We start from the raw sequence: 17,116 nt of genomic DNA, 5'->3' as shown, positions 1-17,116 counted from the left end.
GGCATCGTGAAAAAGCGGTCCCATTGCCGTGCTAACGCTTAACGCGAGAATTCTATCCCGCACACAACGCCCGGCGTTTCTTTTTGCATTGCACAAAAAGAGAATCCTTAAATACCGGTCGGGTCGTTTTCAATCACAAAGCGCCATGTTGCTGTTGAAAAGCCGATCTGCTATGAGAGAGGCATGGGATCGAAATTCGGATGTCTCGCGCCAAACATTTTCGTGCTGCAGGATCACAAGCGTCTGCCGGCACGATTTTTCGCGCGTATTTCCGGCGCGTTCAATGGTCGACTTACGTCCGCCTGATGGCCTGAAAAGGCTGTCGGCCTTTACTCGACGTCCCCACTTTCCTTTTTGATATTCGAATGGATAAAGCCATGAGCGCTCCGCGTACTCTGTATGATAAAATCTGGGATGATCACGTCGTCAACCGCGATCCCGATGGAACCTGTCTTCTCTATATCGACCGTCACCTGGTCCACGAGGTGACGTCACCGCAGGCTTTCGAGGGTCTGCGTCTGGCCGGTCGCCCGGTTCATTCGCCCACCCGCACGCTGGCCGTCGTCGACCATAACGTTCCGACCACCGCCGACCGTCTGGAAGGCATCAAGAATGAAGAAAGCCGCATCCAGGTGGAAGCGCTGGCGCAGAACGCCAAGGAATTCGGCCTCGAATATTATTCCGAGCGCGACAAGCGCCAGGGCATCGTTCACATTGTTGGACCGGAGCAGGGCTTCACCCTGCCGGGCATGACGATCGTTTGCGGGGATAGCCACACCTCCACCCATGGCGCTTTCGGTGCCTTGGCGCATGGTATCGGCACGTCCGAAGTCGAGCACGTGCTGGCAACCCAGACGCTGATCCAGAAGAAGGCCAAGAACATGCTGGTGCGTGTGGACGGCAAGATCCCGGACGGTGTGACCGCCAAGGACATCATCCTTGCCATCATCGGCGAGATCGGTACCGCCGGCGGCACGGGCCATGTCATCGAGTTTGCCGGCGAGGCGATCCGCTCGCTGTCGATGGAAGGCCGCATGACCGTCTGCAACATGACGATCGAGGGTGGCGCACGCGCTGGCTTGATCGCACCGGACGAGACGACCTTCGACTACATCAAGGACAAGCCGCGCGCGCCGCAGGGCGAGACGCTGGAGCAGGCGATTGCCTATTGGAAGACGCTGAAATCGGATGAGGGTGCCCATTACGACAAGGTCGTCATTCTGGACGCCGCCAGCCTGCCGCCGATCGTCTCTTGGGGCTCGTCTCCGGAAGATGTCGTTTCGGTTCAGGGCATCGTGCCGAACCCTGACGACATTGCCGATGAGAACAAGCGCAATTCCAAGTGGCGTGCGCTCGACTATATGGGCCTGAAGCCCGGCACCAAGATGACCGATATCGCCATCGACCGCGTCTTCATCGGCTCCTGCACCAATGGCCGCATCGAGGATCTGCGCGCTGCCGCCAAGATCGTCGAAGGTCGCAAGGTCGCACCGACCGTTTCGGCGATGATCGTTCCGGGCTCGGGTCTCGTCAAGGAACAGGCGGAGAAGGAAGGGCTGGACAAGATCTTCCTCGAGGCTGGTTTCGAATGGCGCGAGCCTGGCTGCTCCATGTGCCTGGCGATGAATGACGACCGTCTGGCGCCGGGCGAGCGTTGCGCGTCTACCTCCAACCGCAACTTCGAAGGCCGTCAGGGTTACAAGAGCCGCACGCATCTGGTCTCGCCCGCCATGGCGGCAGCCGCCGCGGTTGCCGGCCATTTCGTCGATGTGCGTGAGTGGCAGTAAGTATTGCTTGCTATGAAGAGTTCCGCACCCCTGGATCGCTCCGGGGGTGTTTTGTTTTCAGCTTACAGGCGCAAAGGCTTTTGCCGTAGCCAGACTGGTAATTGCCCTGCAATTCCGCCATATAAGGGCGAATGCGCCCGCACGAGGCGCGCATCTCCAATGGGTGTAGGGACATGACGCAGACGGTCGAATTCGCAAAGATGAACGGGCTTGGCAACAAGATCCTGGTTGTCGACATGCGCGGCCGCAAAGACATGGTCTCGCCGCAAGCGGCCATCGCGCTCAATGCCGATCCGGACACCGCTTTCGACCAGATCATGGCGATTCATGATCCGCGTCTTGCGGGCACCGATGCCTATATCGACATTCTCAACTGCGATGGCACCAAGGCGCAGGCCTGCGGCAACGGCACGCGCTGCGTTGTGCAGGCACTTGCCGCCGAGACCGGGAAGAAGGCCTTCACCTTTCAGACGGTCGCCGGCATCCTGAACGCCAGCGAGCATGAGGATGGGATGATTTCCGTCGATATGGGTCTGCCGCGTTTCCGCTGGAGCGATATTCCGCTGTCGGAAGAGTTTCACGATACCAGCCGCATCGAATTGCAGATCGGACCCATCGACGATCCCGTGCTGCATTCGCCATCGGTCATGTCCATGGGCAACCCGCATGCTGTCTTCTGGGTGGATCGCGATCCGATGGACTTCGATCTGGAGCGGATCGGGCCACTGCTCGAGAACCATCCGATGTTTCCGGAAAAGGCCAATATCACGCTGGCGCAGGTCATCTCCGACAGCCGGCTTCGCACCCGTACTTTCGAACGCGGCGCGGGCCTTACACTTGCCTGCGGATCGGCCGCTTGCGCTGCCGCCGTCTCGGGCGCTCGGACCGGACGCACCGGTCGTCGTGTGGAGATCGACGTGGCATCCAGCCCCGTTCGCATTCCGCTCATCATCGAATGGCGCGAGGACAACCACGTCATCATGACCGGTCCTGCCGAGTGGGAATGGGCCGGGCATGTCGATCCCGTCACCGGCGCATGGACGCGGGACTTGGCGAACCAAGAGGTGGGGACGCGAGAGGCGGGCGAGAAGCAGGGCGTCTTATGAGCGGTGTCGAGGTCATAACCTTCGGCTGCCGCCTCAATACCTATGAATCGGAAGTGATGCGGGCTGAGGCCGAAAAGGCGGGGCTCAACAATGCCGTCCTGGTCAATACCTGCGCGGTTACGGGTGAAGCCGTACGCCAGGCGCGTCAGGCGATCCGCCGAGCGCGGCGCGACAATCCGCATGCGCGCATCATCGTCACCGGTTGCGCTGCCCAGACCGAGAAGCAGACCTTTGCCGACATGCCGGAAGTCGATGCCGTTCTAGGCAATGAGGAGAAGCTGAAAAGCACCTCCTATCGTGCACTGCCGGATTTCGGCGTCTCGGCGGAAGAGAAGCTGCGCGTCAACGACATCATGAGCGTCAAGGCCACCGCGCCGCAGATGGTCAAGCACATCGATGGGCATGTGCGCGCCTTCATTCAGGTGCAGAATGGCTGCGATCACCGCTGCACCTTCTGCATCATCCCCTATGGACGCGGCAATTCCCGCTCCGTGCCGATGGGTGCGGTGGTGGACCAGGCCCGCAAACTGACCGAAGGCGGTTATCGCGAAATCGTCCTGACCGGCGTGGATGCCACGAGCTACGGCGCGGATCTGCCGGGCGAACCATCGCTCGGTTATCTGGCGAAAACGCTATTGAAGCAGGTGCCGGATATTCTGCGGCTCAGGCTTTCCTCCATCGACAGCATCGAGGCGGATCGTCACCTGATGGACCTGATTGCCGACGAGCCACGCTTCATGCCGCATCTGCATCTGTCGCTGCAGCATGGCGACGACATGATCCTGAAGCGGATGAAGCGCCGACATCTGCGTGACGATGCCATCCGCTTCTGTCGCGAAGTGCGCGCGCTACGCCCTGATATCGCTTTCGGTGCGGACATGATCGCCGGCTTTCCGACAGAGACCGATGAGATGGCGGAGAATGCCGCCACCCTTGCGGAAGAGTGCGGCATTTCCAGCCTGCATGTCTTTCCCTATAGCCCGCGCCCCGGCACGCCTGCCGCAAGAATGCCGCAGCTCGACCGCGCTTTGGTGAAGGAACGGGCGGCAAAGCTGCGCGCGCGTGGGGAAACGCTGCGCATCGCCCACCTCGAAAACATGGTGGGCAGCGAACAGACGATCCTCGTCGAAAATAACGGTTTTGCCCATACCGACAACTTTACTCTGGTGGCGGCACCCGATCTTGCGCCCCGCACTCTTGCGCGGGTTGCCATTACCGGTCACAACGGTAAGCACTTGAATATGCAATATCTGGCAGCGCAAGCGGCCTGAAGAATCTAGAGACGGAACAGTCATGGCCCTCGGCTTCATCAAAAAAGTCTTTTCGTTCGGCAAGGACAAGGCCGAGACGGATAAGCTGGAAAGCGAAGAGGCCGTTTCTCGCCAGGAGGATCGCAGCGCCTTCGAAGAGGCGCTGAACGAGGCGGAAGCTCACACGCTGCCCGCCGAAGACCCTGTTCCCGATGTGGAAATGAAAACCGCTGCAGGACCTGCTTCCGACGAGGTCGAGCAGGTGGCTGACGTTGCCGATGCCGATCTCGGCGACGATCAGGATGAGGAGGATGCGCCGCTTCTGCCAGGGCCTGAACTGGTTGGCGATATCGGCATGGTGCCGCTCTCCCTGCTGGAGGCCGAAGCGGCCGCTGAAGACAGCGTCAATGGTGATGCGCGGGACACGTCGCTTGCCGATGCGCCTCTCGACGAGCATGCGCTGGATGATATTCTGGACGAAGCGGAGGCCGCCAGCGGCATTCCGCCTGCTGCACTGTCTCCTGCCGTTCCGGCTAGCCTTCCAAAGGGCTTTGCGTCGGCTGCCGATCGCGTCGAGCCGGTCGAGGCCGCACCTGAACTGAAGCTTACCTGGTTTCAGCGCCTGCGTGCTGGTCTTGCGCGCACATCCTCACAACTGACAAACCAGATTTCGGCACTCTTCACCAAGCGCAAGCTCGATGAAGACACACTGGATGAGCTGGAAGATCTGCTGATCCAGTCCGACCTCGGCGTCGAGACCGCCATGCGCATTACCGGCGCGCTATCATCGGAGCGCTACGGCAAGGATGTCAGCGGCGAGGATGTCGCCAAGATCATGGCAAGCGAGATCACCAAGGTTCTTTTGCCTGTCGCCAAGCCGCTGGAACTCGATCTGTCGCACAAGCCGCATGTCATTCTGGTGGTTGGCGTCAATGGTACCGGCAAGACCACCACCATCGGCAAGCTTGCGGCAAAACTCTCCGGCTCCGGCCTGAAGGTGATGCTGGCGGCTGGCGATACATTCCGCGCGGCTGCCATCGAGCAGTTGAAGATCTGGGCGGATCGCACCGGATCCGACTTCCTCGGCACCAAGCTTGGCGCCGATGCCGCAGGGCTTGCCTATGATGCCTATGAACAGGCGCGGGCGAAAAAGAGCGACGTGCTGATTATCGATACGGCGGGCCGTCTGCAGAACAAGACCGAGCTCATGGCCGAGCTGGAAAAGATCGTACGCGTGCTGGCCAAGCTCGATCCGGAGGCGCCGCATACCGTTCTTCAGACGCTGGATGCGACGACGGGTCAGAACGCCATGAACCAAGTCGAGATTTTCCGCAATGTTGCGGGCGTCTCGGGCCTGATTATGACAAAGTTGGATGGCACGGCGCGCGGCGGTATCCTCGTTGCGATCGCTGCCAAGCATAAGTTGCCGGTCTATTTCATCGGCGTGGGCGAAGGCGTGGATGATCTGGAGCCGTTCGAAGCAGAAGATTTCGCCAAGGCGATTGCGGGAGTTTGAGTATGGATGTGGAGAGCAATCAGCGCGAAAGCGAAAAGATGGTGCGGGAAATCAGCCCGCTCCTGAAGTTCGCTTTAGAACTCGGACCGCTCGTCGTCTTCTTCTTTGCCAACTCCAAGGGCGACTGGCTGGCGGAAAAGCTTCCCGTGTTGCATGAATTCGGCGGTCCGATCTTCATCGCCACCGGCCTCTTCATGATCGCCACCGCACTCGCGCTCACCGTCTCCTGGATTCTTACCAGAACTCTGCCGATGATGCCGCTGATCTCCGGCCTTGTGGTTCTCGTCTTCGGTGCGCTGACGCTCTATTTGCAGAACGATACCTTCATCAAGATGAAGCCGACCATCGTCAACACGCTCTTCGGCGTCATTCTGCTGGGTGGGCTGTTCTTCGGCCAGTCCTTGCTTGGCTACGTGTTCAACTCCGCCTTCAAGCTGACGGATGAGGGCTGGCGCAAGCTGACGCTCCGCTGGGGCATCTTCTTCCTTTTTCTTGCAGTGCTGAACGAAGTCGTCTGGCGCAACTTCTCCACCGATACCTGGGTTGCCTTCAAGGTATGGGGCACCATGCCGATCACCATCATCTTCACCATGGCGCAGATGCCGCTCGTCATGCGCCACTCGGTCGAATCGCTGAACAAGGACGACAAATGACCACGACGGTTGTGCCTGCCGACCGCTTGTCTCCGGTCAAGTGGTATTGGGTGGCTGTGGGGCTGTTGCTAGCGCAGATCGTCATTCTCTACATGATGGGCCGCGTTCCAATCTGCGAATGTGGCTATGTGAAGCTGTTCGAGCCGGGGGTGAACACGCCCGGTAACTCACAGCACATCGCCGACTGGTACACGCCGTCCCATATCATCCACGGCTTCCTGTTCTACGGGTTTGCCTGGCTTCTCTTCCGCAGCAAGCCCTTGTCGTTTCGGCTGTCTCTTGCCGTTCTGGTGGAGGCTGCGTGGGAGCTTCTGGAAAACTCCCCGATCATCATCGATCGCTACCGCACCGCCACCATGGCGCTCGGCTATAGCGGCGACAGCATTCTGAATTCCGCGATGGACACGGTCTTCATGGTCGTGGGCTTCTTCTTTGCCGCACGCGTGCCGGTGTGGCTGACCGTTCTGATCGCGATCTTCTTTGAAATTTTCACCGGCTGGTTGATCCGCGACAACCTCACCTTGAATGTGCTGATGCTGGTCTGGCCGGTGGACGCCATCAAGGAATGGCAAAATGCGCTTCCCGGCGCCTGATCTGACGTCATTCTGTATTGAGGCGGAGGCTTTGTTAAGAAAGGTCCATTAGAACTGCGGACCTCTCTCTTTCCATGCGCGAAGGCCGACGTCTTGCAGGATAATTTTGCCTATCTGCTGCCTTTCATTATGGTTACATTCGGGTCGGTCTTCCTCGGCTTGCAGGTCATGGGCTTTCGCGCCGGTCGCTACTGGGGTCTCGGCTACATTCTGGGTGCTGTCGGCTTTGCCCTGCCTATGGTTCTGCCGGAGAGTTTTGATCTTGTCGGGGCACTACTGGCCAATTTCGTCTTCCTTGCCGCCTTTGTCCTTTATGGTCACGCTCTTCTCATCCAGTTTGGAGCGCCGACCTATGTGACGATGCGGCTCGGTGCTGCCGCCGTGGCCTATCTTGCCGTCTGCTTCTTCATCCTGGTTCAGCCAAACCTGCGAAACGAGCTTGCGACATCGGATCTGACGCTTGCGCTCATTCTTGCCCCGTCCATTTTTCTCGTTCGTCGCAAGACGCGAAACCTGATGGACAAGGTTCTGCTGGCCGCTGCCTCGCTGGTGGTCGCAGAGACGCTGGCAAGGGTCGGCATATTCCTGTGGTTTACGACCGGCGCCTCGCCGGAAAGCGTAGGTGCCTATTTTACCTCGGATTATTCCTATCTGGCGCAGTTCACCGCCAGCATCTGCGGCTTCCTCATGGCGCTTTCGGTGCTTGGTAGTGCGATAGCCGATGTTATCGAACAGCACCGGCTGGAAGCAGACCACGATCCGCTCACCGGGCTTCTTAATCGGAGGGGTTTCGATCTTTCCGCTCCGGACTTCCGGTTGACGCCACTGCCTTCAGGCGCAGTTCTGATTTGCGATATCGACCACTTCAAGTCGGTCAATGACCGCTTCGGTCATGCCACCGGCGATCGGGTGATCATCGCGCTCGCGTCGCTCTTGAAGGAGATGCTTCCCGCCAGTGCCAAGGTTGCGCGTTTTGGCGGAGAGGAATTCGTCGCCTATGTTCCAGACATGTCGGCCTCGCAGCTTGCGATACTGGCCAATATGGCGCGCAGTGCCTTTGCCGCCCGCAACTGGTCCGAAGGGCCGTTTCCGGTTCACATCACCAGCAGCTTCGGTGTATCCGCCATCGCGCTTGGCGACCACTCCATCCATGATGCGATTTCGCGCGCCGATGGCTTCCTTTACAGGGCGAAGGAAGCGGGTCGAAATCAGGTGGTCCAGGAAGGAATTGCGCTTCTGGGTGTCACGCCTGCGGCAAGCCTCAAAGTGGTTGCCAGCTGACGACTATCACCGCTGCCATCAATCTCCGGCAGCAGCACTTTCGATTGCCGGGATCAGTTCACGCTCATAGGTCGTCACGTCGATCGGGCCAACCTTCTTGTAGAGGATCGTGCCATCCGGACCGACGAGATAGGTTTCCGGAATGCCATAGACACCCCAGTCGATCGCCGCCCTGCCATTTGGATCGATGCCGATGGCGGCATAGGGATTGCCGAGTTCGCCAAGAAAGCGCACGGCGTTGTCGGCCTTGTCCTTGTAATTGATGCCGACAATGTTGAGGCGCCTGTCCTTCGACAACTCCTTCAGCATCGGGTGCTCCTGCCTGCAGGGCACGCACCAGGAGGCAAAGACGTTGACCAGCGTCAGCTTGCCGGTAATGGCCGCATCGGTGAGCGCCGGTAGATTGGAGCCCTCCAGTGGCGGCAGCGCCAGCGCAGGCGCCTTCGTGCCGATCAGTGCCGAGGGAATGGCGCTGACATCGAGGCCGTTGACGTCCTGCTCATAGAGCATCTTGGCCGAAATCGCGGCGAAGCCACCAAAGACCAGCAGCGGCAGGAGTGCGAGCACGTAGCGCGAGCGCCCGCGCGATGTGGGAGGAGGAGGCGCTTTCGTGTCGCTCATGTCGAGGATGCCTCGGTTTTGGCCGGACGGGAACGGCGGCGGATGCCGAGCGCTTCCAGCTCCTTCAGCTCGCGCTTGCGGGCGCGTCCGTCGAGCCACACCCAGGCGATCAATCCAAAGACGATCAGCCCGGTCAGCGCGTAGGACATGCCGATGTAAAAGGCGTGAGTCATGGTGTCAGGCTCCTCTTCCGGCAGCACGCGCGGCAAGGCGTCGTTGCGCGGCGATGCGCCGGCGCATGATCTCGTTGCGCATGGCGGCAAGATGAAGCGTGAAGAACAGCAGGGTGAAGCCGACAGCCATGGTCAGCAGCGGCCAGAGGAATTCCGGATCGATGGCCGGGCCATCCATGCGCATCACGCTTGCCGGCTGGTGCAGCGTATTCCACCATTCGACGGAAAACTTGATGATCGGGATGTTGACGAAGCCGACGAGGATCAGAACCGCACTGACGCGCGCCGCCTTTGACGGGTCGTCCATCGCCTTGTTGAAGGCAATCAGGCCGAGATACATCAGAAACAGAATGAAGACGGAGGTCAGGCGCGCATCCCACACCCACCATGTGCCCCACATGGGCTTGCCCCAGAGCGAGCCGGTGATCAGCGCAATCAACGTAAAGGCAGCACCAATCGGCGCTGCAGATTTATGGCTGACATCGGCCAGCGGATGGCGCCAGACCAGCGTGCCGATGGCAGAGAGCGCCATGACGGTGTAGCACATCATCGAAAGCCAGGCGGCGGGCACATGCACATACATGATGCGCACCGTATTGCCCTGCTGGTAATCGCCGTCCGTCGAGAAGGCGAGATAGAGGCCAGCCACCAGACAAAGGGCGGATAGCCCCGCAAGCCACGGCAAGAGGCGTGACGACAGCGCCAGAAACCGTGTGGGATTGGCGAGATCGCTGAATTTGGTGATGGCTAGGCTCGTATTGGTCATGGCATCTTTCTGGCCGCGGGCAAGGCCCTTTTACAATGCAGACGAAGCCGCGGCAATTGATCCTTGTCAATCGGCGGAATTGCGCAATGCCAAAGCTGCGAAGAACGGACCGACCACCGATGAAAAGAGCGTGATGGCAATCAGGATCAGGAAGGGCGGCATGAAGGGGGCCGGATCTTCCACCGCGGCATAAGACGCGCTGACGCCGAAGATCAGTACGGGAATGGCAAGCGGCAGAACGAGGATCGACACCAGCAGACCACCGCGTGGCAGTGCTACGGCAACCGCCGCGCCCACTGCGCCGATGAAGGTGAGGGCCGGCGTCCCGACAAGCAGTGTCAGCATGACGGCGCCGATGGCGACTTCGCCCATATTCATGAACAGGCCGAGAAGTGGCGATGCGACGACCAACGGCAGACCGGTCGCGGTCCAGTGCGCCAGGCATTTGACCAAAACCGTCAGCACCAGCGGATTTTCATGCATCAGGATCAGATCGAGAGAACCGTCGTCTCGCTCTGCCTGAAACAGGCGGTCGAGGCCGAGAAGGGCTGCGAGCAGCGCGCCGATCCAGACGATGGCAGGTCCAATGCGGGAGAGGAGGTTGAGGTCCGGTCCGACACCGAAGGGAATGACGGCGACGACGGTCATGAAGAAGAGAACGCCGATCAGCGCGCCGCCGCCGGCGCGGATGGAGAGTTTGAGATCGCGGAGGAAGAGAGCGGTCATCGTGGCGTGCTCCCGCGTACTGGAGTTCCGCACGGAGGGTTTGGTTGCTCATCCCGCTCTGCCCTGCCGGGCATCTCCCCCTCAAGGGGGGAGATCGGCAAGAGGCGGGCTCTCCACTCCATCTTCAAGAGATGAGATTGGCGAGACCGTGCCATGGTTCGATCTCCCCCCTTGAGGGGGAGATGCCCGGCAGGGCAGAGGGGGGTACTGTCTGCGACGAAGGTGGTAACGAAAGAGCCCATCAATATACCTCCTCCACCCCAGCAAACCCCGTCATCCGCAATTCCTTAGCCTCCTCCAACCCCAGCGGCTGATGGGTTGCGGCAATCACCATTCCGCCCTTGACAAGATGCGCCTTCACCAATCCGGTAAACATCCGATCCGCTTCCGCATCCAGCGCCGCCGTCGGCTCATCCAGAATCCAGATCGGCTTCCACGCCACCAGCAGCTTCGCCATGGCGAATCGCCGCTGCTGCCCCGCGGAGAGATAACCGAAGGGCAGGTGGGTGATGCCGGCAAGCCCGACGATGTCGGCTGCCTCTTCGATCGATACAGACGGCGTGCCGTTGAAATCACCGAGAAAGCGTTTCCAGAAGGACAGGTTCTCGTAGACCGTCAGCTCCTGCTTCATGGCGTTGCGGTGGCCAAGATAGTGGCTGACTTCAGCGGGGCGTGTGCCCTTTTCTATTCCTTCGCCGGCTATCTTTATGGTGCCCGCCTCGGCAGGCAGAAGCCCCGCAAGGACGCGCAGAAGCGTGGATTTGCCCGATCCGTTGGGGCCCGTGAGAAGGAGAGCGTCGCCATCCGTTAACTGGAGAGAAACGTTCATGAATATGAAATCTTCGCCCCGTCTGACGCCAAGATTTTCCGCTGTCAGATGCACTGCTGCGCCTCGTTTAAGAATTTCATCATCTCGATCAAAAAAAATCGAAATTAGCCGTTGGTTGGTCTGGCACGTTTTAGCGAAATTATCTATATGGGTCTCAACCACGCCAGCGGCCGGCGTGAACATCACCTAGCGCCGGACCTGAATGTTGCGGAAGCAATTTTCTCGTGCGGACAGCGGAAATGGTCGTACCCGCATCCTGATGTGCATGATAGTGCATAGGTGTCCGCACGCGCGTGTTGGCTATCAGAATGAACGGGGTTTATAACCGTGGCAAAATCTCTCGACAGTTTCAATTGTCGTTCCGTTCTTACCGTCGACGGTAAGGATTATGTCTATTACAGCCTGCCGAAAGCGGAAGCGAACGGCCTTAAGGGCGTCGCCAATCTCCCCTATTCGATGAAGGTTCTGCTGGAGAACCTGCTGCGCAACGAAGACGGCCGTTCGGTTCGCAAGTCCGATATCGAGGCTGTTGCCGAGTGGCTGAACAACAAGGGTCTGAAGGAAGCGGAAATCGCTTACCGTCCTGCCCGCGTTCTGATGCAGGACTTCACCGGCGTTCCTGCCGTCGTTGACCTTGCAGCCATGCGTGATGGCATCAAGGCGCTCGGTGGCGATCCTGAAAAGATCAACCCGCTCGTGCCCGTCGACCTCGTCATCGACCACTCTGTCATCGTCGACGAATTCGGCAATGCCAACGCCTTTGCCCGCAACGTCGAACTGGAATATGAGCGCAACGGCGAGCGTTACCGCTTCCTCAAGTGGGGCCAGCAGGCGTTTAAGAACTTCCGCGTCGTTCCTCCTGGCACCGGCATCTGTCACCAGGTGAACTTCGAATATCTCGGCCAGACCGTCTGGACGAAGGATGAGGATGGCGAGACGATCGCTTATCCGGATACCTGCGTCGGCACCGACAGCCACACGACCATGATCAACGGTCTTGGCGTTCTGGGCTGGGGCGTTGGCGGTATCGAAGCCGAAGCGGCCATGCTCGGCCAGCCGGTTTCCATGCTTCTGCCGGAAGTCATCGGCTTCAAGCTGACGGGCACGCTGAGAGAAGGCGTCACCGCAACCGACCTCGTTCTGACCGTCGTGCAGATGCTGCGTAAGAAGGGCGTCGTTTCCAAGTTCGTCGAATTCTTCGGACCTGGCCTCGATACGCTGCCGGTTGCAGACCGTGCGACCATCGGCAACATGGGCCCGGAATATGGCGCGACCTGCGGCTTCTTCCCGGTCGATACCGCAACCGTCGGCTATCTCGACATGTCCGGCCGTGCGAAGGATCGTATCGCACTCGTCGAAGCCTACTCCAAGGCGCAGGGCATGTGGCGCGACAATGACGGCTCGCAGCTCGTCTTCACCGACACGCTCGAACTCGAACTCGGCGACGTCGTGCCATCCATGGCCGGCCCCAAGCGTCCTGAAGGCCGCCTGCCGCTCGAAACCATTGCACCCAACTTCGCAACGGCTCTCGAAAACGACTACAAGAAGCCAGGCCAGCTCAACACCCGTTACGCGGTCGAGGGCGAAAGCTACGATCTCGGCCATGGCGATGTAGCCATTGCCGCCATTACGTCTTGCACCAACACCTCCAACCCATCGGTGCTGATCGCTGCCGGCCTTCTGGCCCGCAACGCGGTTGCCAAGGGTCTGAAGTCCAAGCCTTGGGTCAAGACCTCGCTTGCACCTGGAAGCCAGGTCGTGGCGGAATATCTGGAGAAGGCTGGCCTGCAGAAGGAGCTCGACGCGCTCGGCTTCAACCTCGTCGGCTTCGGCTGCACGACCTGCATCGGCAACTCCGGCCCGCTGCCTGCGCCGATCTCCAAGACCATCAACGACAAGGGTCTGATCACCGCTGGCGTTCTCTCCGGTAACCGTAACTTCGAAGGCCGTATCTCGCCCGACGTTCAGGCGAACTACCTAGCTTCCCCGCCGCTCGTCGTCGCCTATGCGCTGGCCGGCACGGTGCAGAAGGACCTTACCACGGAGCCGCTCGGCGAAGACCAGGATGGCAACCCGGTATACCTGAAGGACATCTGGCCGACCTCTGCGGAAGTCCAGGAGTTCATCCAGAAATACGTTACGCGCGAGCTGTTCGAAACCAAGTATGCGGACGTGTTCAAGGGCGACGAAAACTGGCAGGCCGTGCAGGTTCCCGATGGCCAGACCTATGCCTGGGACGACAACTCGACTTACGTCCAGAACCCGCCTTACTTCGTCGGCATGGGCAAGAAGGGCACTGGCCTCAAGGACATCAAGGGCGCTCGCGTTCTCGGTCTCTTCGGCGACAAGATCACCACCGACCATATTTCTCCGGCCGGTTCGATCAAGGCAGCGTCTCCAGCCGGTGCATACCTCACCGAAAACGGTGTGGCGGTTGCCGACTTCAACCAGTACGGCACGCGCCGTGGCAACCACGAAGTGATGATGCGCGGCACCTTCGCCAACATCCGCATTCGCAACCACATGCTCGGGCCGAACGGTAAGGAAGGTGGCTACACCATCCACTATCCGTCCAAGGAAGAGATGTCGATTTACGATGCAGCGATGAAGTACAAGGATGAGGGCGTTCCGCTCGTCATCTTCGCTGGCGTCGAATACGGCAACGGTTCTTCGCGTGACTGGGCGGCAAAGGGCACCAACCTGCTCGGCGTCAAGGCCGTGATCGCGCAGTCCTTCGAGCGTATCCACCGCTCCAACCTGGTCGGCATGGGCGTCGTGCCCTTCACCTTCCAGGAAGGTACGACATGGGCAAGCCTCGGCCTGAAGGGTGACGAGACGGTTACGATCGAAGGCCTCGAAGGCGAGATCAAGCCACGCGAAACCAAGATCGCCAAGATCACCTACTCGGACGGCACAGTGAAGGAAATTCCGCTGCTTTGCCGCATCGATACGCTGGACGAAGTGACCTACATGGACAATGGCGGCATCCTGCAGACCGTTCTTCGCGATCTGGCAGCCTGACCCGACAGTCCAAAGACGTCGAACGCCGGGAGCGATCCCGGCGTTTTTTTGTGGCCTTTGGGACGGCCTCTTCCGAGGGTCTGATCGGTCCGAAGGAACGGGTCTTAACCCCTGCCTTTTCGTCCTCACGCGAAGCCTGCGAAGCTCACCCCATCGTGACTTCCTCTTGAACGGAGTTCGAGGCTATTTTCCGCCTTGCCACCATACCCGAATTGATTGCATCAATGGTTCGGACCGGCCTTCAGACAAGGGTTCACGCTATGCCGAATACAATTGGCCCGCAGCGAAGCGGCATTTTCAGAAACGGGCTTCGCAGCGTCGGCGTTTCCCTATGCCTGTTCGGCGGGCTTTCTGCGGGTGCGGCCTATGCTCAGGATCAGCTGAAAGGCGTGGTCGAGCTCTTCACCTCGCAGGGCTGCGCCTCCTGCCCGCCGGCAGATGCCAACCTGCGCAAGCTTATCCAGAATGGCGATGTGATCGGTCTGTCCTATCATGTCGACTACTGGAATTATCTCGGCTGGACGGATTCGCTGGCGTCGAAGGAAAATACCGAGCGGCAGTACGGCTATGCCCGTGCGCTTGGCCGCAACAACGTCTATACGCCGCAGGCGGTGGTGAATGGGCGTGACCATGTGAAGGGCGCGGATATTCAGACGATCTACCGCCGCCTGGACGATTTCAACAAGGCGGGCGAGGGCTTGAACGTGCCGATCAGCACCGAGCGTGTCGGCGATGAGATCGAGATCGATATCGGTGCCGGTCAGGGCAAGGCGGAGGTCGTGGTTGCCTATTTCAACCGCGAGCAGGTCGTCGACGTGCAGAAGGGTGAGAACCAGGGCAAGACCATCTCCTACTGGCACAGCGTCTATGATGTGCAGACGGTCGGCATGTGGGATGGCAAGGCGATGACCGTGAAGCTGCCAGCAAGCGTCATGAGCAAGGCGAAATCCGGCGGCTGCGCCGTGCTGCTGCAAAAGATGGATGCGGCTGGCAATCCATCGGCCATTGTCGGCGCGAATGTGCTGATGCAGTCAGAGGGATAAGACGAGATTTTTGGGGATCTCCGCTGGGGGAGATCCGGCCCGGGCATTGGGGGCTGGGGGTAAAGGGTCAATGCACCGGACCGGGTCATCTTGGTGCCTAGGCATCAATTGACAATCGCACTATTCCATTGAATTCGGGCCATGATTTGTTCGAAATTGGGCATTTGCGCCCGCTTGTTTTGCCTCATTGGTTACCGGACAAGCCGCTCCTTGCCGCCCTACTTTGCGGGCTTGCAATTTCGCCAAGGCGGGGACAGACTGTCGCAGAGATGTCATAAGCAGTCGAGCGAGGTGCCGGATGGCCGATCAGCCGGATTTGCAATACGCGACTTCCCAGACCCGGGAAGGCTCTACCGTCGTTGATCTTCGGGAATACAAGCGGGCCAAGGACCCCTTGCCCGTGACCTTCCACCGCCGGGAACTGGACGCCATTCTGCGCGTCTACGGCCGCATGGTGGGCGAAGGTGAGTGGCGCGACTACGCCATCGACCACATGAAGGAAAAGGCAGTCTTCTCCGTCTTCAAGCGCTCCGGCGAAATGCCGCTCTTCAGGATCGAGAAGAACCCGAAGCTTGCTGCCAAGCAGGGCGCCTACTGCGTCATCAATACCGATGGCCGCATTCTTAAGCGCGGGCATGAACTGCCGCAGGTGCTGAAGGTGTTCGATAAAGCGCTCAAGCTGATCGACTAAAGCGCTGTGCGTCTGATTGGACGTACAATGGACGCTTTACCTTTCTGAATCCACGCATCGGCCCGGAAATCGAGTCCAATCTTCGGGCCGACGCAGCAAGGCGGCAGGGGAGCGACTTCTTCGGCCTCATAGGCGGACATGAAAAAGGCGGCCAGTGGCCGCCTTTCTGTTTGAGCGCTATTGCGATCCTTAGTTGTTCCGGTTGCCCAGGAACTGAAGCAGGAACATGAACAGGTTCAGGAAGTCGAGGTAGAGCGTCAGCGCACCCATGATCGCCTTGCGACCGGCCACGAGAACGTCGTCACCTTCGAAGTACATTTCCTTGATCTTCTGCGTGTCGTAGGCGGTCAGACCTGCAAAGATCAGAACGCCGATTGCAGAGACTGCAAAGCTAACAGCGCTCGACTCCAACCAAATGTTCACGACCGACGCGATGATCAGGCCGAACAGACCCATGATCAGGAACGAGCCCATGGCGGACAGGTCCTTCTTGGTCGTGTAGCCGTAGAGCGACAGCGCGCCGAAAGAAGCAGCGGTGATGAAGAACGTCTGGACGACGCTAGCTGCGGTGTAGGCCACGAAAATCGACGAAATCGATAGTCCAACCAGGGCAGCGTAGACCCAGAACGTTGCTTGAGCAGCAGAAACGCTCATCTTATGAACGCGGAAGCTCAGGAAGAAGACGAGGGCTAGCGGTGCCAGCATGACGACCCAGCGAAGAGGCGATGCGTAGACCGCAGCGCCGAGCTGGGTCAGCATTGTACCGTTGCTAAGCGTCGCGACGGCCGCCGCAGGATCGGTTGTTACAGCGAGGCTAGCAAAACCGAAGGCAGCAACACCGGTAATCACCAGCGCGAGCGCCATAAGGTTGTAGACCTTCACCATGTAGGAGCGAAGACCTTGGTCGATCATCGCACCAGACTGAGCACGGCCCTGGGCCATACGGTTCTGGTAGTTGTTAAAGTCAGCCATTGTTTCCTCTTTTAGCTCCGAAGTTGCTACGGTGTCGGGATAAGACCGTTATGTGGATACTATCCCAGGCGCCGCTGCGGAGCTACAG

General features: G+C 59.5%; 16 protein-coding genes. 10 read left to right on the top strand and 6 right to left on the bottom strand.

All coding sequences use genetic code 11. The annotated features are described in order from the left end of the window. Positions 1 to 377: 377 nt before the first annotated feature. The 7 genes from leuC (at position 378) to ACTJK5_RS19625 (ending at position 8,186) form a co-directional block, all read left to right on the top strand. Positions 378 to 1,787: a 3-isopropylmalate dehydratase large subunit gene (gene leuC, locus ACTJK5_RS19655; RefSeq protein ID WP_062424938.1), complete on the top strand. Its 1,410-nt coding sequence runs from the start codon at positions 378 to 380 to the stop codon at positions 1,785 to 1,787. A gap of 173 nt (positions 1,788 to 1,960) precedes the next feature. Next, positions 1,961 to 2,893, top strand: coding sequence for a diaminopimelate epimerase (gene dapF / locus ACTJK5_RS19650; protein ID WP_335321919.1), 933 nt, complete (start codon positions 1,961 to 1,963; stop codon positions 2,891 to 2,893). After that, positions 2,890 to 4,164: a tRNA (N(6)-L-threonylcarbamoyladenosine(37)-C(2))-methylthiotransferase MtaB gene (gene mtaB, locus ACTJK5_RS19645; RefSeq protein ID WP_335321920.1), complete on the top strand. Its 1,275-nt coding sequence runs from the start codon at positions 2,890 to 2,892 to the stop codon at positions 4,162 to 4,164. Before dapF ends, mtaB begins: the two co-directional genes overlap by 4 nt. Before the next feature lie 22 nt (positions 4,165 to 4,186). Beyond that, positions 4,187 to 5,659: a signal recognition particle-docking protein FtsY gene (gene ftsY / locus ACTJK5_RS19640; RefSeq protein WP_313057832.1), complete on the top strand. Its 1,473-nt coding sequence runs from the start codon at positions 4,187 to 4,189 to the stop codon at positions 5,657 to 5,659. 2 nt (positions 5,660 to 5,661) lie between these two features. Continuing rightward, positions 5,662 to 6,312 (top strand): septation protein A, encoded by a 651-nt coding sequence (locus tag ACTJK5_RS19635; protein ID WP_274103432.1) that lies wholly within the window; start codon positions 5,662 to 5,664, stop codon positions 6,310 to 6,312. Continuing rightward, positions 6,309 to 6,905, top strand: coding sequence for a DUF2585 domain-containing protein (locus ACTJK5_RS19630; protein WP_274103431.1), 597 nt, complete (start codon positions 6,309 to 6,311; stop codon positions 6,903 to 6,905). Before ACTJK5_RS19635 ends, ACTJK5_RS19630 begins: the two co-directional genes overlap by 4 nt. A gap of 93 nt (positions 6,906 to 6,998) precedes the next feature. After that, a complete protein-coding gene (locus ACTJK5_RS19625) occupies positions 6,999 to 8,186 on the top strand; it encodes a GGDEF domain-containing protein (RefSeq protein WP_274103430.1) in 1,188 nt (395 codons plus the stop codon). 18 nt (positions 8,187 to 8,204) lie between these two features. On the opposite strand, the gene ACTJK5_RS19620 is transcribed toward ACTJK5_RS19625, so the two are convergent. The 5 genes from ACTJK5_RS19620 to ccmA form a co-directional block, all read right to left on the bottom strand. Then, the gene (locus ACTJK5_RS19620) at positions 8,205 to 8,807 is read right to left on the bottom strand and encodes a DsbE family thiol:disulfide interchange protein (RefSeq protein ID WP_274103429.1); all 603 of its coding nucleotides are present in this window, start codon (positions 8,805 to 8,807) and stop codon (positions 8,205 to 8,207) included. Further along, complete coding sequence (ccmD, locus tag ACTJK5_RS19615) at positions 8,804 to 8,980, bottom strand: heme exporter protein CcmD (protein ID WP_113178176.1); 177 nt, start codon at positions 8,978 to 8,980, stop codon at positions 8,804 to 8,806. Before ccmD ends, ACTJK5_RS19620 begins: the two co-directional genes overlap by 4 nt. A gap of 4 nt (positions 8,981 to 8,984) precedes the next feature. Continuing rightward, positions 8,985 to 9,746 (bottom strand): heme ABC transporter permease, encoded by a 762-nt coding sequence (locus ACTJK5_RS19610; protein ID WP_274103428.1) that lies wholly within the window; start codon positions 9,744 to 9,746, stop codon positions 8,985 to 8,987. Positions 9,747 to 9,812: 66 nt separating this feature from the next. After that, on the bottom strand, positions 9,813 to 10,472 hold the full coding sequence (ccmB, locus tag ACTJK5_RS19605) for a heme exporter protein CcmB (protein WP_062597385.1): 660 nt from the start codon (positions 10,470 to 10,472) through the stop codon (positions 9,813 to 9,815). A 241-nt stretch (positions 10,473 to 10,713) separates the two neighbouring features. Next, positions 10,714 to 11,355 carry a heme ABC exporter ATP-binding protein CcmA gene (ccmA, locus tag ACTJK5_RS19600; RefSeq protein ID WP_274103608.1) on the bottom strand — a complete coding sequence of 214 codons (642 nt, stop codon included), beginning with the start codon at positions 11,353 to 11,355 and terminating at the stop codon, positions 10,714 to 10,716. Positions 11,356 to 11,628: 273 nt separating this feature from the next. On the opposite strand from ccmA, the gene acnA reads away from it, so the two are divergent. From acnA to ACTJK5_RS19585, 3 genes are all read left to right on the top strand, one after another. Beyond that, the gene (gene acnA / locus ACTJK5_RS19595) at positions 11,629 to 14,322 is read left to right on the top strand and encodes an aconitate hydratase AcnA (protein WP_274103427.1); all 2,694 of its coding nucleotides are present in this window, start codon (positions 11,629 to 11,631) and stop codon (positions 14,320 to 14,322) included. Positions 14,323 to 14,582: 260 nt separating this feature from the next. After that, positions 14,583 to 15,365, top strand: a complete 783-nt coding sequence (locus ACTJK5_RS19590) for a DUF1223 domain-containing protein (protein WP_082478871.1) — start codon at positions 14,583 to 14,585, stop codon at positions 15,363 to 15,365. A gap of 298 nt (positions 15,366 to 15,663) precedes the next feature. Beyond that, positions 15,664 to 16,056, top strand: coding sequence for a DUF2794 domain-containing protein (locus tag ACTJK5_RS19585; RefSeq protein ID WP_062444399.1), 393 nt, complete (start codon positions 15,664 to 15,666; stop codon positions 16,054 to 16,056). 189 nt (positions 16,057 to 16,245) lie between these two features. Here the strand turns inward: ACTJK5_RS19585 and ACTJK5_RS19580 are convergent, their stop codons facing one another. Further along, positions 16,246 to 17,028 carry a Bax inhibitor-1/YccA family protein gene (locus tag ACTJK5_RS19580; protein WP_062597381.1) on the bottom strand — a complete coding sequence of 261 codons (783 nt, stop codon included), beginning with the start codon at positions 17,026 to 17,028 and terminating at the stop codon, positions 16,246 to 16,248. Between the last annotated feature and the right edge of the window lie 88 nt (positions 17,029 to 17,116).

The organism is Agrobacterium sp. 22094 (assembly GCF_052046015.1).
In the GTDB taxonomy this organism is placed as follows: domain Bacteria; phylum Pseudomonadota; class Alphaproteobacteria; order Rhizobiales; family Rhizobiaceae; genus Agrobacterium; species Agrobacterium cavarae.
The sequence above is the reverse complement of the archived record's forward strand: the minus strand, read 5'-3'. Positions and strand labels throughout refer to the sequence as shown.

Bases quoted from the DNA above. Each gene is read 5' to 3' on its own strand.
- leuC (WP_062424938.1), top strand. From the start codon at position 378: ATGAGCGCTCCGCGTACTCTGTATGATAAAATCTGGGATGATCACGTC.
- dapF (WP_335321919.1), top strand. From the start codon at position 1,961: ATGACGCAGACGGTCGAATTCGCAAAGATGAACGGGCTTGGCAACAAG.
- mtaB (WP_335321920.1), top strand. From the start codon at position 2,890: ATGAGCGGTGTCGAGGTCATAACCTTCGGCTGCCGCCTCAATACCTAT.
- ftsY (WP_313057832.1), top strand. From the start codon at position 4,187: ATGGCCCTCGGCTTCATCAAAAAAGTCTTTTCGTTCGGCAAGGACAAG.
- ACTJK5_RS19635 (WP_274103432.1), top strand. From the start codon at position 5,662: ATGGATGTGGAGAGCAATCAGCGCGAAAGCGAAAAGATGGTGCGGGAA.
- ACTJK5_RS19630 (WP_274103431.1), top strand. From the start codon at position 6,309: ATGACCACGACGGTTGTGCCTGCCGACCGCTTGTCTCCGGTCAAGTGG.
- ACTJK5_RS19620 (WP_274103429.1), bottom strand. From the start codon at position 8,807: ATGAGCGACACGAAAGCGCCTCCTCCTCCCACATCGCGCGGGCGCTCG.
- ccmD (WP_113178176.1), bottom strand. From the start codon at position 8,980: ATGACTCACGCCTTTTACATCGGCATGTCCTACGCGCTGACCGGGCTG.
- ACTJK5_RS19610 (WP_274103428.1), bottom strand. From the start codon at position 9,746: ATGACCAATACGAGCCTAGCCATCACCAAATTCAGCGATCTCGCCAAT.
- ccmB (WP_062597385.1), bottom strand. From the start codon at position 10,472: ATGACCGCTCTCTTCCTCCGCGATCTCAAACTCTCCATCCGCGCCGGC.
- ACTJK5_RS19590 (WP_082478871.1), top strand. From the start codon at position 14,583: ATGCCGAATACAATTGGCCCGCAGCGAAGCGGCATTTTCAGAAACGGG.
- ACTJK5_RS19585 (WP_062444399.1), top strand. From the start codon at position 15,664: ATGGCCGATCAGCCGGATTTGCAATACGCGACTTCCCAGACCCGGGAA.
- ACTJK5_RS19580 (WP_062597381.1), bottom strand. From the start codon at position 17,028: ATGGCTGACTTTAACAACTACCAGAACCGTATGGCCCAGGGCCGTGCT.